This window comes from Moritella sp. Urea-trap-13 (genome assembly GCF_002836355.1).
Classification (GTDB): Bacteria; Pseudomonadota; Gammaproteobacteria; order Enterobacterales; family Moritellaceae; genus Moritella.
Genome location: NZ_PJCA01000031.1, coordinates 1,088,497 through 1,102,747 on the forward strand (window position 1 = coordinate 1,088,497; position 14,251 = coordinate 1,102,747).

Annotated in this window: 14 protein-coding genes; 8 read left to right on the forward strand and 6 right to left on the reverse strand. The window is 42.4% G+C overall.

Annotated elements, in window-relative coordinates; all coding sequences use genetic code 11:
• The 5 genes from CXF93_RS12880 (at position 1) to CXF93_RS12900 (ending at position 4,405) form a co-directional block, all read left to right on the forward strand.
• The gene (locus CXF93_RS12880) at positions 1–2,217 is read left to right on the forward strand and encodes an acetoacetate--CoA ligase (RefSeq protein WP_101062894.1); all 2,217 of its coding nucleotides are present in this window, start codon (positions 1–3) and stop codon (positions 2,215–2,217) included.
• A 123-nt stretch (positions 2,218–2,340) separates the two neighbouring features.
• Positions 2,341–3,219: an MBL fold metallo-hydrolase gene (locus tag CXF93_RS12885; protein WP_101062895.1), complete on the forward strand. Its 879-nt coding sequence runs from the start codon at positions 2,341–2,343 to the stop codon at positions 3,217–3,219.
• Positions 3,220–3,648: a YeeE/YedE family protein gene (locus tag CXF93_RS12890; protein WP_101062896.1), complete on the forward strand. Its 429-nt coding sequence runs from the start codon at positions 3,220–3,222 to the stop codon at positions 3,646–3,648.
• Positions 3,649–3,661: 13 nt separating this feature from the next.
• Entirely contained in the window at positions 3,662–4,093 is a 432-nt protein-coding gene (locus CXF93_RS12895) for a YeeE/YedE family protein (RefSeq protein ID WP_101062897.1), read from the forward strand.
• A gap of 6 nt (positions 4,094–4,099) precedes the next feature.
• Entirely contained in the window at positions 4,100–4,405 is a 306-nt protein-coding gene (locus tag CXF93_RS12900; protein WP_101062898.1) for a helix-turn-helix transcriptional regulator, read from the forward strand.
• Between the two features lie 119 nt (positions 4,406–4,524).
• Here the strand turns inward: CXF93_RS12900 and CXF93_RS12905 are convergent, their stop codons facing one another.
• Together CXF93_RS12905 and CXF93_RS12910 are read right to left on the reverse strand one after the other, a co-directional pair.
• Positions 4,525–5,982 carry a catalase gene (locus CXF93_RS12905; protein ID WP_304442120.1) on the reverse strand — a complete coding sequence of 486 codons (1,458 nt, stop codon included), beginning with the start codon at positions 5,980–5,982 and terminating at the stop codon, positions 4,525–4,527.
• An 85-nt stretch (positions 5,983–6,067) separates the two neighbouring features.
• Positions 6,068–6,901 carry a patatin family protein gene (locus CXF93_RS12910; RefSeq protein ID WP_101062900.1) on the reverse strand — a complete coding sequence of 278 codons (834 nt, stop codon included), beginning with the start codon at positions 6,899–6,901 and terminating at the stop codon, positions 6,068–6,070.
• Between the two features lie 309 nt (positions 6,902–7,210).
• Here CXF93_RS12910 and glgC point away from each other — a divergent pair, with 309 nt between their 5' ends.
• Positions 7,211–8,428 (forward strand): glucose-1-phosphate adenylyltransferase, encoded by a 1,218-nt coding sequence (gene glgC, locus CXF93_RS12915; RefSeq protein WP_101062901.1) that lies wholly within the window; start codon positions 7,211–7,213, stop codon positions 8,426–8,428.
• A 70-nt stretch (positions 8,429–8,498) separates the two neighbouring features.
• Here glgC and CXF93_RS12920 read toward each other — a convergent pair whose 3' ends face one another.
• Together CXF93_RS12920 and CXF93_RS12925 are read right to left on the reverse strand one after the other, a co-directional pair.
• Positions 8,499–9,506, reverse strand: a complete 1,008-nt coding sequence (locus tag CXF93_RS12920) for an electron transfer flavoprotein subunit alpha/FixB family protein (RefSeq protein WP_101062902.1) — start codon at positions 9,504–9,506, stop codon at positions 8,499–8,501.
• Positions 9,507–10,256 (reverse strand): electron transfer flavoprotein subunit beta/FixA family protein, encoded by a 750-nt coding sequence (locus CXF93_RS12925; protein WP_101062903.1) that lies wholly within the window; start codon positions 10,254–10,256, stop codon positions 9,507–9,509.
• Between the two features lie 259 nt (positions 10,257–10,515).
• Here CXF93_RS12925 and CXF93_RS12930 point away from each other — a divergent pair, with 259 nt between their 5' ends.
• On the forward strand, positions 10,516–10,764 hold the full coding sequence (locus tag CXF93_RS12930) for a hypothetical protein (RefSeq protein WP_101062904.1): 249 nt from the start codon (positions 10,516–10,518) through the stop codon (positions 10,762–10,764).
• 75 nt (positions 10,765–10,839) lie between these two features.
• Complete coding sequence (locus CXF93_RS12935; protein ID WP_232784197.1) at positions 10,840–11,763, forward strand: LysR family transcriptional regulator; 924 nt, start codon at positions 10,840–10,842, stop codon at positions 11,761–11,763.
• 50 nt (positions 11,764–11,813) lie between these two features.
• Here CXF93_RS12935 and CXF93_RS12940 read toward each other — a convergent pair whose 3' ends face one another.
• Both CXF93_RS12940 and CXF93_RS12945 read right to left on the reverse strand, forming a co-directional pair.
• Complete coding sequence (locus CXF93_RS12940; protein ID WP_232784198.1) at positions 11,814–13,457, reverse strand: amidohydrolase; 1,644 nt, start codon at positions 13,455–13,457, stop codon at positions 11,814–11,816.
• 190 nt (positions 13,458–13,647) lie between these two features.
• Positions 13,648–14,238 (reverse strand): uracil-DNA glycosylase family protein, encoded by a 591-nt coding sequence (locus CXF93_RS12945; RefSeq protein ID WP_101062907.1) that lies wholly within the window; start codon positions 14,236–14,238, stop codon positions 13,648–13,650.
• Positions 14,239–14,251: the final 13 nt, after the last annotated feature.

The following is a 14,251-nucleotide window of genomic DNA, read 5'->3' on the forward strand; positions in this document are numbered from 1 at the left end:
ATGACAGCGCAGTCAACTATTCCAATCTGGACCCCAAGCCAAGCGCGTATTGATGGCAGTAACATCACCCGTTACCTGCAGTTTTTGCGCGATGAATACTGCCTGACGTTTGTCCATTATCAGCAATTGCATCAATGGAGTATCGACAATACTGCGGTATTCTGGGGTTCAATCGTTGGCTTTTTTAATCTCAAAGGTAACTTTAATCTTGAGCGTGTTTTTGTCCACGATGACTGTTTTTATCATTGCCAATGGTTTCCAGATTCAACATTAAACTTCGCCGAAAACCTGCTATTTCCCCATAACATTTCTAACTATAAAATTTCGACCGATAACATGCAGCCCCCCAATATATCGAGCAGCATATCGAGTAACAGCAGCACCAATCCAGACAAACTTGCCATCATCAGTTGTGGTGAAGATGGTCGGAGAGTACAACTCAGCTATCAACAACTACGTGAAGAAGTCACGCGTATTGCAGGCGCTATGCGTGAAGTAGGCATTGTAAAAGGCGATCGTGTGGCGGCCATATTACCCAATTGCAGCGAAGCTATTGTTGCCATGTTAGCGACCACCAGTATTGGCGCAATCTGGTCATCCTGCTCGCCAGACTTTGGTCATCAAGGTGTGCTCGACAGGTTCACCCAAATTCAGCCTAAACTATTATTCGCCTGCAACGGTTATCACTACGCTGGTAAGCAAATTGATATTAGCCAAAAGGTTAATGCGATAGCAAACTCCCTACCAGACTTAGCAAAACTGGTCATCGTTCCCTATTTAAAACTGGGCTTAGACTTAGACTTAGACGAACAGAACGAACAGAACGAACAGAACGAACAAGCAACATCCTGTACATTGCATAAAACCACAGCCTGTAACTGGCGACATTTTTGTGCGGCGATCCCACGCTCTTTAAGTTTTGAAGCGATGGCCTTCGCAGACCCCTTGTATATACTCTACTCCTCTGGCACAACGGGTATGCCTAAGTGTATTGTCCACAGTGTTGGCGGTACCTTATTACAACATGTCAAAGAGCTGGCATTACATACCGATGTACAAGTTCATGACCGCATTTTTTATTACACTACTTGTGGTTGGATGATGTGGAATTGGTTAGTCAGTAGTTTATCTCAGGGCGCAACCTTAGTATTGTTTGACGGCTCGCCTTTTCACCCGCATAAACAAATACTTTTTGAATTGGCTGACACTGAAAAAGTGTCTATTTTTGGAGCCAGTGCCAAATATTATTCAGCCTGTGATAAAGCCCAGTTACGACCGGCACAGACCTATAAACTCAGCCATTTAAAAACTATGTTATCCACGGGTTCTACCCTATCCCATGAAAGCTATGATTATATTTATCAACATATTAAACAGGATGTGTGCCTATCTAGTATCTGTGGCGGTACTGATATTATTTCTTGCTTTATGTTAGGTATGCCAACCTTACCTGTGTACCGCGGTGAGCTGCAATGCATAGGTCTAGGCATGGACGTGGCGTTTATGAAAAGTGATGAAGAGGAAGCAACAAACGCAACAAGTAAAAATCAGTCACCAATCCCACTTCGACTTAGTCATGCCAAAGGTAAAGGCGACCTGGTTTGCCGACAACCTTTCCCGTCAATGCCAACGGGGTTTTGGCAAGATCCCGATGATCAAAAATACCATAACGCTTACTTTTCGCGTTTCCATAATATCTGGGCACACGGTGATTACGGTGAACTGATTTACCATTATATTAATGAAATAACAGGTCACGCTATTAATGACATTACAGATATCAATATTGAGCAAGTAGGCGTCATTATTCACGGCCGCTCTGATGCGGTATTAAATCCCGGCGGCGTGCGTATTGGCACCGCGGAAATATATCGACAAGTAGAAAAACTATCAGCCATTCAAGAATCTATCGCTATTGGCCAAAAATGGCAGGATGATGTGCGGGTGATCTTGTTTGTGCGTTTATCAGAGGGCGTTGAGTTAGACAGCCAATTAATAAGCCAAATCAAACAGGTCATTCGAGCCAATACTAGCCCAAGACACGTACCCACTAAAATCATCGCTGTAGCCGATATCCCCAAAACCATCAGTGGTAAGATCGTCGAACTCGCAGTGCGTAACGTGGTGCACGGTATTGCCGTAACCAATAAAGATGCCCTCGCCAATCCTGAAGCACTCGCCTTGTTTGCTAATTTAGCTGAACTACAATGTAAATAGTGTTCATTTTTCTATACTTGATTTATTGTTTTCTATACTTGATTTACTGACCACTTGCATATCGCATATTTACAATGTACGATATACGAATGATCAGTAACGAACAGTATTGAGGAGGTCAAAATGTCTGCCATTATTAAACCATTTTTTCATCACGATACTTTTACTATCAGTTACATTATCTATGATCCGCAGAGCCTAAAAGCTGCAATCATTGACAGCGCTGTCGATTATGAAAATAACTCCGGCAACATTGCGTTTCATTTTGCTAATACTCAAATTGAATTCCTAGAAGACCACAAGTTAACACTGGAATGGATTTTTGAAACTCACGCTCACGCCGATCATCTATCCGCAGCACATTATTTAAGAACACAGCTTGGCGGTAAAATTGCGATTAGCAAAAACATCACTCAAGTACAGCATGTATTTAAGGACATCTTTGGCTTCAGTGATGACGAAGTATCAGTCTCCGGTAAAGAGTTTGACGTACTGCTTAGCCACAATGACACGCTTCATCTTGGTGATGTCGCCATCAACGTCATTGAAACACCAGGGCATACTAAAGACAGTGTCACTTATCTCGTCGAAGATAATGCATTTACTGGCGATACCTTATTCATGCCCGATAGCGGTTCTGCACGTTGTGACTTCCCTGGTGGCTCGGCCACAGAATTATACCAGAGCATAATGCAGATCTATTCACTCCCAGACAATACCAAGCTTTGGGTGTGCCATGATTACCAACCAAACGGCAGAGAATTGCAATTTCAAACCACAGTGGCAGAGAGTAAAAAATCGAATATCCACATTCGTGATAATGTCTCACATGATGACTTTGTCGCGATTAGACAGACTCGTGATAAAAGCTTGGCCGTACCCAAACTGTTATACCCGGCACTGCAAGTTAATATTAAAGCAGGACAACTCCCTCAAGAAGATAAACGCAAGCAAGTATTTTTCAAAATACCTGTTTATACACCAACAGCAGAGAGCAAATAAATGACGCAGTTAACTATTTTAGATTCAATTTTAGGCGGTCTGGTTTTATCCATTTCCGCTTTATTAATGCTCTTTGGTATCGGTAAGCTCAGTGGTATTTCCGGTATTTTTTACAACTTAAAAAACAGCAAATCGCCCAGTGAATACTGGCGAATATTATTTATCCTCGGCCTAGTGATAAGTCCTTTCTTTGCTCATTTTTTAGGATTTTCACTACCTAGCAGCATCGATGTGAGTTGGCCTGCTATTGTCATCGGCGGCTTGCTTGTGGGTATCGGCACTCGTGTTGGTTCCGGCTGTACCAGTGGCCATGGTATCTGTGGTATCGGTCGCCTTTCAGTACGTTCACTCGTCGCCACTATCATCTTTATGAGCACAGCGGTGATTACTGTGTTTATCGTCAACAACCTTTTGTCATCGACAGTATAAGTTAGGATAAAGAATGAAATTATTTATAGCCTTGTTCAGCGGTATCTTATTTGGTATTGGCTTAATTATCTCGCAAATGGTCAACCCAAATAAGATATTCAACTTTCTTGATATTACTGGTGATTGGGATCCAAGTTTGGCCTTGGTCATGGGGTCGGCGTTATTACTTTTCATCCCTGTTTATCGAATTTTAAAGAAAAAGTTAAAACAACCGTTATTTGCCAACGAATTTAGCCTACCGGTGAAAACATTAATAGATCGCCCGCTCATCATTGGCGCTGGATTATTTGGTATCGGTTGGGGTATTTCAGGTATTTGTCCAGGTCCTGCAATTGTTAATGTCAGCGCTGGCGATCCTAAGATTATGGTCTTTATATTTGCGATGATGCTGGGGATGTATATTTCTAACTATGTTAATATAACCCTATCAAAACCAAAAGATTGATTAACTATGACTGAACAAATGAGCATTGAGCGATTAGAGAAAAAAGCCTCTAAAGCTGAATCACTGATGAAAGCATTAAGTAACAAGCATCGCTTAATGATATTGTGCTTATTGCAGCAAGGTGAGCTGTCCGTATCAGCGCTTAATGAATTAATACCGATCCCGCAATCGACTTTATCACAACATCTTGCTTGGTTAAGACGTGAGAAATACGTAAAAACTCGCCGCGAAGCGCAGACTATCTACTACCAGCTGGATGATAGTAACGTGACCAAAGTGATTAACGTATTACACGACATCTTTTGTGATTAAGCTTTTGAGACAGTAGTTTGATTCTACGGTTGTGATACAAAAAGATAACAGTAAAAAAGGGTGCAAATATATGCACCCTTTTTGCTGACTAAGTTTTACTGTTATAACCAGCCTACTCCCTAGTTTTTATATTTACTTGCCTCAATACCTAGCAATTTAGCAATACCGTGGGCATAGGCAGGATCAGCTTTGAAACAATGTCTTAAATGACGAAGCTGAATTTCTTCTGGCACACCATCGATATTACGCGCGGTATTATCAAACAATACAGCTTGCTTCTCTGGGGTCATTAATCGGAATAAATCCCCTGGTTGGCTAAAGTAATCATCATCTTCACGGTGATCCCAATGTGCCGCAGCGCCATCTAAACTTAACGGTGGCTCAGAGAAATCAGGTTGTTCAGCCCATTCACCTTGATCGTTTGGTTCATACCCTACCGTTCCACCATGATTACCATCAACACGCATAGCACCGTCACGATGGTAACTGTGTACAGGGCAACGAGGCGCATTCACTGGAATACTGTGATGATTAACACCTAAGCGATAACGCTGGGCATCGCCATACGAGAACAAGCGACCTTGTAACATTTTATCCGGTGAAAAACTGATACCAGGTACAACACTTGCTGGATTAAACGCAGACTGTTCCACTTCCGCAAAGAAGTTTTCAGGATTACGATTAAGCTCTAACTCACCCACTTCAATCAAAGGATAATCGCTATGCGGCCATACTTTCGTTAGATCGAACGGGTTGTAAGGCACTTTCGACGCATCATCTTCCGGCATAATTTGGATTTGCATCGTCCACTTAGGGAAGTCGCGATTATCAATGCTTTCTAATAGATCACGGTGATGACTTTCTCGGTCTTTACCAATCAAGGTTTCTGATTCTGCATCAGTTAAATTCTTAATACCCTGCTGTGATTTGAAGTGGAATTTAACCCAGAAACGCTCGTTATCACTATTAATAAAACTAAAGGTATGACTACCAAATCCGTGCATGTGTCGATAGGTTGCTGGAATACCGCGATCACTCATCACAATCGTGATTTGATGTAATGCTTCAGGTAATGACGTCCAAAAGTCCCAGTTGTTCTTGGCACTGCGCATATTAGTGCGAGGATCGCGTTTAACCGCATGATTTAGATCGGGGAATTTAAGCGGGTCACGTAAGAAGAATACCGGGGTATTATTACCCACTAGATCCCAATTACCCTCTTCAGTGTAGAACTTCATCGCAAAACCACGGATATCACGTTCAGCATCTGCAGCGCCACGCTCACCTGCGACTGTGGTAAAACGCGTGAATAGCTCAGTTTTTTTACCTATCGCAGAGAAAATCTTTGCTTTGGTAAATCGAGTAATATCATGGGTCACGGTAAAGGTGCCATAAGCGCCAGAACCTTTAGCGTGCATACGACGTTCAGGGATCACTTCGCGATCAAAATGCGCTAGTTTTTCTAGAAACCACACGTCTTGAAGCAGTTGCGGTCCTCTTTTACCTGCTGTTTGTACGTTTTGATTATGAGCAACAGGGCAACCTGCTGCTGTGGTTAATTTTTTACTCATATCCAATTCCTTATCGATGTTATTTATGATTGTAGAAACGAACTTATCTTGCTACTTCCATCTTGTTTGTATCTATGCGACTGGTATTCTTTTAATTAAAAACATGCTCTATGTGTGTTTGACCCGCTTGCTTACCCATTGAATAACCTTTATTTAAGGTACTCTGATTCATTGTTAATCTTTTCACTGAAAAATTTTCAGGGGGCGCAATGACCCGAATGGTTAAGTCATTTGGTGGATTTTTTATGAACTCTAGAGATTCGTTATAGTTGTTCGCTCTTACCATCATAGATTTGGCGATATTTGGATGTTGAGAGAACAGTTTTTTTATTAACCATGGATATTTAATTACGGACTTTTTATAACTGAGTGGATGTGAAAGCACCACGGTAATATCACGAGCACCAAGTCGATATGCTTTGCGAACGGGGATCGAATCGGCAACGCCTCCATCAGTATAGCAGCCGCCTGAAAAGCAAGGCGTGTCACGATAAGCAATGGGTAGCGCGGTCGTGGCCTCGAGCACGTTGGATAATGTGTCTGGCTTAATTCGATGATAATCAGCATGCCCGGTATCGATATTGGTTACTGCGGCATACATAGGAATATTGCTAAATAGTTTTTCATGATCGATCGGGTAGCGTTCAACGGATGCTTCCCATAGCCATTTAACATCGACAAGGTTGCCACCTTTAGCAAAGCGAATAGGATTGAAGAAGGCCTTCTCTGTTGCCATCGTGGTAATGACATTAAAGCTACGCTGTGGTGCATTAGCCAGATAGCCAACCAAGTTAGAGGCTCCAGCTGAGACACCAATAGCAAAGTCATAAGGCAAATAGTCCTGTTCCATAAAAGCATCTAATACACCGCTAGCAAAAATACCGCGCATACCACCACCTTCAACTATTATCGCTCTTTTTTGCATTGGCTTATCCCCTTTCAAATCAATACATAAAGAATATAGTGGATCTGTCATAAAGGAAAAGTGGTTTAATCGAAACTATCAATAGCCAATACCTATTTAAAATCTAATTAGATGCCAACTTATTAATTAAACATATCGCGCACCAATTTAGTGCCTACAGCATTAAACTCCGCTTTAGTATGGTGAAAACAGATATACCCATTTATAAATACTATTACGTTTCAAATGTTTAACTTTTGGCTCGAATTTTGATATACATACTGCATACCTAGCCGTGACTTTTTAAATGAATTAGGGAGTGATTTAAATATGCAAGATACATTAACGGTAGTACTCGCTGGTGGAATGGGCGCGCGCCTTTCACCATTAACAGATAACAGAGCAAAACCAGCGGTTCCTTTCGGTGGCAAATACCGCATTATCGACTTTACCTTAACCAACTGCCTTCATTCTGGGTTAAGACGCATTCTGGTACTGACTCAATACAAATCCCACTCACTGCAAAAACACCTACGCGACGGTTGGTCTATCTTTAACCCTGAGCTCGGTGAATACGTTACTGCTGTACCACCACAAATGCGCAAGGGAGACAAATGGTATAGCGGCACTGCTGATGCTATTTATCAAAACTTATGGCTGTTATCACGCAGTGAAGCTAAATATGTGGTCGTGCTGTCGGGAGATCATATCTACCGAATGGATTACGCACCGATGCTGCAACGCCATAAAGAAAATGGCGCAGACTTAACGATCGCGTGCATGGAAGTACCCATTACCGAAGCTGCTGCCTTTGGCGTGATGGCGATAGATGACAGTAACAAGATCGTTGCCTTTGCAGAAAAACCTCAGCAGCCGACCCCGCTACCCGATGATCCAGAAAAAAGCCTCGCATCTATGGGTATCTATATTTTCACCACAGATGCGTTAATCGACGCTCTAGAGCAAGACGCTGAAAACCCACAATCAAACCATGATTTTGGCAAAGATATTATTCCCAAACTGATTGATAAAGAGAAAGTATACGCCCACAAATTTGCAGGCAGTTCTGGCCGTGTGACTAAAGATGCTTACTGGCGTGATGTGGGCACGATTGATTCTTTATATCAGGCCAATATGGATCTGTTAAAGCATGTATCACCAATCGATTTATACCAGCGAGACTGGGCCGTCAGAACGTACGAACGTCAATTACCACCAGCAAGAACGACATCTTCAGAAACCGGTAATGAAGGGATTTTTATTAACTCGTTAATTTCAAATGGTGTATTAATTACCGGTGGTTCGGTACAGAACTCGGTGCTTTCAGCCAATGTTAAAATCAATGATGCAGCGACGGTGTCCGCCAGTATTTTGTTTGATAATGTCGAAGTAGGTGAATATTGCCAATTGAAGAATTGTATTATCGACAAGCACGTTAAAATTCCGCCAAGAACCAACATCGGTATTAATGCAGCAGAAGACGCAGCGCGGTTTACGATTTCAGAACGTGGTATCGTCGTCGTCCCTACTTGTTATCAGTTCGAGTAAAGCTTCTTATTATCAGTTCGAGCAAGTAATTTGTTATCAGTTCGAAACTAATTATTATAAATTTAAGAAGCTACTCTTTGGCTTTCAATATCGTGGTCAACGCAGGCAGAACGTCAAACAAGTCTGCCACTAGCCCATAGTCTGCAACATCGAATATGGGCGCGTCAGGGTCACTATTAATAGCAACAATAACCTTGCTGCCAGTGATCCCGGCAATGTGTTGGATTGCACCTGATATACCAACCGCAATATACAGATCGGGTGCAACAATTTTTCCTGTTTGCCCTATTTGTAAATCATTCGCCACAAAACCAGCATCGACGGCAGCACGGCTGGCACCCACCGCCGCATTAAGTTGATCGGCCAAGGTATCTAACAACATAAAATTGTCTGCATTTTGCATCCCCCGTCCGCCAGCAATCACCACCTTCGCAGTGGTTAATTCTGGACGTGATGATTGAGTAAGTTCCGCGTTAATAAATTCAGACTTGCCACTGTCCGCTTGCGCAGCTAATTCAACAACTGGCACTTGATTGCTATTACTTAACGACAAATCGCTTAACGAAACCGCGACAAATGCACTGCTACGTACAGTGATAACTTGGGTTAAATCGCTAGATTGCACCGTGGCAATCGCATTACCTGCATAGATAGGTCGTTTAAAAGTATCCGCTGATTCTACGCTGATGATATCTGAGATCTGCGCGACATCGAGTAAGGCTGCAACACGAGGTTGATAGTCTTTACCTGTGGTACCTGCAGAGGTAATAATGTGAGTATACCTGCTATTACCACCCTCTTCTCTGTGTTCATGATCTTGAACTAGCGACACAATTAACGGGGCAATGTTCTCTGCTAAGGGATATTGATATATTTGATGATCGGCAACCAATATTTGACTCAAGCCGGGTATACCCTGCGCTATGTCCACGACAGGTTGACAGTTGTGGCCAATGATAAGCAAGTGTAATTCACTGTTACTGGTATGCGCCGCAATCTCTGTTGCTGCGGTTAATACACTTAACGTCGCGGCCTGAATAGTATGGTTATCATGCTCAGCTACTATCAATATCGCCATTTAAATCACCCTTGCCTGTTGCAGTTTATCCACCAGTTCAGCGACATCAGCCACTTTAATCCCAGCTTGGCGTACTGGTGGGGATTCGATTTTAAGCGTCGTTAATCGTGGTGATAAGCTCACCCCGATATCTTCAGGGTATGTAATGGTGATAACTTTACGTTTCGCTTTCATGATATTAGGCAGTGAGGCATAACGAGGGGTATTTAAGCGTAAATCGACAGTAACAACCGCGGGTAAACTTAAAGCTAATGTGACCAAGCCCCCGTCGACTTCGCGGGTTACTTTAATTTTATTTGGCACGGTGAAAACGATATCTGAGGCAAAAGTACCTTGCGGCATACCGGTGAGCGCCGCTAACATTTGTCCTGTTTGGTTGTTGTCGGTATCAATGGCTTGTTTACCCAGTAGTACTAGATCGGGCAATTGTTCTTGCACGACCTTATGCAGTAATTTGGCCACATCAAGGGATTGAACGTCTTCGTCGACTCTGACCAAGATAGCCCGATCAGCGCCTAAGGCCAACCCAGCCCGCAATTGCACTTCAGCGTCTTTGGGGCCAATACAAACCAAGACAACTTCATCGGCAGAGCCTTGCTCTTTAAAACGTACCGCTTGTTCAATCGCGATCTCGCAGAATGGATTGATCGCCATTTTTACATTGCTGGTTTCAATGCCGGTTTCATCAGCCTTGACCCTGACGTTGACCTTATGATCGACAACCCGCTTCACCGCGACCAATATCTTCATAGCTTCCTCCACGACATATTGCTATCTATTCAATCAACCTGTTTGTGTTTAATTAACCTCTTTGTATTTAGTTAATCAAACGTTTATGCATTAAGAATAGTGATGTTATGGGGTATGGCAAATTTGTAGGATGATAATTAAACATCACAGATTAAAGCGCGGCAAGGCTTTAAATCATCGGTTATAATCTGTAAAGTACGTACCATATTATAACAAGTGCTTGCTTGGTATGAGCGAGTAGCAATAAAGAGTATTAAAAATGAATAACGAACATGATGTCATTGATAATTTAGCAGAACTTGAGCGTTTCATACTAAGTGTTGAAAACGGTGGTTTCGGTCTACAAAATGTTGAAGGTATTGGCATGGCGACAAACACCAAAGACGGTCGTCACTTTGTCGCTGTATTTGATGATAAGCAAAGTCTACTTTTAGCACGCTACGTGACTGAAGACGTTTATGAAAACGGTAAAGAAATGGTACGTAACGGTGTGCAAACTAAGCATTAATACCATGCGATTTAACGCATAGCCATTTACCGCATAGATAGTAACGGGGTCTGAACTGATAGTTTAGGTCCTGTTATGCCCTTCTTTCAAACATGCCGATTAGCCAACCCTATGAATTCACTACACCTTAAAGCATTATTACTGGCCATTGAAACAGGCTCTATTTCTGCCGCCGCACGTAAGCTAGGTAAGAAGCAACCTCAAGTAAGTCAATGGATCTCCGATCTTGAAATAGATCTGGGCGTGAGCTTTTTTAATCGTAGCGGAAATAAGTCGACATTAAGTCTAGAGGGTGAACGTTTACTGCCCTATCTCACGCATACACTTAGTCAACTAGATAGGTTCGTGCAAAGTGCCGAGATGATTGCACAAGATGAGCCGACGGTGCTTACGATAGGTATCGAAAATTACGTGCCTGATTTAGCTTTTATCGAGCCACTCTCACTAATATTAGACTTGCCCAGTTTAAGTATTGAAGTGTATCGAGATGAAAAACAACAACTAACACAGGCGTTAATCACGGGAGATGTCGATATTATCATTACCCATGAGTCTGATACCCTGCACCACCAGCAGTTTGAATATTGTCGCTTAGGCCATTACCAAGACGTACTTGCCTGTGCTCAGACACATCCGCTCGCATCATTGCCAATAGTAAACACGAGTGATCTGAGCCAATATCGAGAACTCATTTTAGGCGAATCGAATAACCAACTACAGAGCGATGAAAAAAATGATGGTTTTAGCCCCAGTTATGCGATGTTTTCAGATATCCAGCCACTTATTACGTTGTTGAAACATAACAAAGGGTTTGCATTTTTACCCGCTGATTATATCAGTAACGACATTACCAATAAGCAACTGACTACTTTAGCTTGTGACTTTGAACCAGCAGGGATTATCCGTCGTATCGAGTTATGCTGGCACAATGGCTTAACCTTATCAACGCAAGGCAGCCAGGTTATCTCTGCCTTTAAAGACAATCACCAACTAAGCTAAATAGTTAAATAAGCTAATGATTGAACGCTAACTACCTTACGTTTATGCGATTATTCTTCTGAATCGAATACGATATCACCTTGCAGTACTGTCATCAAAATTTCAGTTTTTGCGATGGAGTTTTTAGAAAGACGAGTAATATCTCGGTCTAAAATAGCGAAGTCTGCTGACTTACCCACTGTAATAGACCCCGTAATGTCACTGATGCCAAGGCTATCTGCGGCATTAATGGTATACGCATCTATCGCCGCATACACATCAGGTAAACCTGTTTTACCCATTTTCAAGCTGTTCGCAATGCCCACTAATGGATTGATGTCATTTACATTCCAATCACTACTTAACGTTACATTGGCACCAGTATCGAAGATCGACTTCAAGTTCATTAATGAATGAGTACGTTCTTTACCTAAGAAAGGTTCAGCCCACTGATGGTCATGCTGCGCGACATAATCAGAACCAACTTGAAAATCGGCAGTCACATCTAACTTAGCAAAACGCGCCACGTCTTGGGGATTGACCATTTCAACATGCGTTAGCGTATAAGGTTTTTCAGAACCTTGGCTGCGCGCATACTCAACCGCATTTAATGATTCGCGGATAGCACCATCACCAATAGCATGGATATGAGCGCTGTAACCTATTTTATCCAACGAACTTAACCATGTTTTCATCTGTTTTGGGGCAATATAATTAATGCCATTGGGTTCGTCGGGTATGTATGTCTCTAAATAAGGTGCCAGTGTTTTTGCGGTACCATTAATAATGATGCCATCACTGTACATCTTAACTTGATCAACGAGCAACAAAGCCGATTTATCACTTGATTGTATGGTCTTTAAAAATGCCAATTGCGGTGGCATTGAATCTGTCGGGTAAATCCATGGACGTAGGGAAATGCGCGAGGTTAAATCCCCTTTTCTCTCAGCTTCTTTCCATACTTCATACCAACCGCGTTTCCAATAAAGTCGCCCATCGCCAATAGTGGTAATACCGTGTGCACCCGCTTCTTCAAGACCAAGCATCAACCCGTCATAGCTTTGGTCAAATTGATTCTCTAAACTGTTCCACGCCATCTCCATCATGATGTCTCCAGCGTTATCAAACACAATACCGTTAAGTTCACCCGTTATTTTGTCTTTCAGGATCTTACCGCCTTGTGGTTCAGGAGAATCTTTCGTTATGTTAGCTAACTTTAACGCGACAGAGTTGACCCACATAGAATGTGAGGTTTGTTCCATAAGCACAACAGGCTGGTCGGGGAAAATTCGGTCAATAACTTCAAGCGGTGTATAACGATTATCATCCGTTAAAATCGCATCTAACGAAAAGCCATAACCCATTACCCAACCTTTCGGTTTGGCATTTTCACGACAGGTTTTTAAGTAAGGGATTTGCTCTTCAAGGGATGCGTCCATGTCCAGTTCGCAATTACCACCCGCTTCCGAGGCTGCTTCAAACACATGATTATGGTTATCGATAAACCCTGGCATCACATACGCTTGTTCAAGGTCGACAATTTCAGTGCCTTTCGCGCGATATGCTGTAGATGCTTTTCTCTTACCGATAAAAACAATATTACCATCACGTATTGCTATGGTATTGGCTTTATCGTGGCCGTATATTTTGGCATTGGTTAAAATCATATCGGCTTCTTTTTCAAGCTCTGGTTTAGCCGAAACTATGGGACTCATTATTAAACTCGCTGCTATTGCTAAGGGGTATAGTGCTAGAGGGGAGATTCTATTCATCGTTCATTCCTTTGTGTCCTACAATCATCATAATTATAGGAAGTGTGTATCGATGGGATAAGTCTACTGCAGCGAATAAATGAAAGAAAAGTAGTGAGTATAAGGGTTTTGGGATAGTAGTTAGTCTCGACAACTAACCGTCAACTAACAGCGCCACTCGTTGTTGTAAATGCGGGATCACCTCTTGCTCAAACCAAGGGTTCTTCTTCAGCCAAATGTTATTACGTGGGCTTGGATGCGGTAAGGGTAATAACTCTGGCCAGTAGTCACGCCAATTCCTCACAGTCTCGGTAAGGTTTTTCTGTTTTACCTCACTCATATGCCATTTTTGCGCATAAATACCAATAACCAATATCAGCTCAATATTCGGCATTGCTGCTAATATTTCGCTTCTCCATGCTTTAGCACATTCAGGTCTGGGTGGCAGATCGCCCGACTTACCCGTTCCCGGATAACAAAACCCCATAGGTAAAATAGCTATTTTACTGGCATCATAAAACGTGTCGTTATCAATACCCATCCATTGGCGTAAACGATCTCCACTTGGGTCGGTAAATGGTACCCCGGATTCATGCACTCGAATACCAGGCGCTTGGCCTGCAATTAATATTTTAGCTTGCTCATCGACTTGCAATACAGGTCTGGCTCCCAGTGGAAGCTCAGCCTCACACAAGGTGCATTTTCGAACATCGGAAACAATTGTATCGAGAATACTGTTTTTCATACTGTCACTTCCT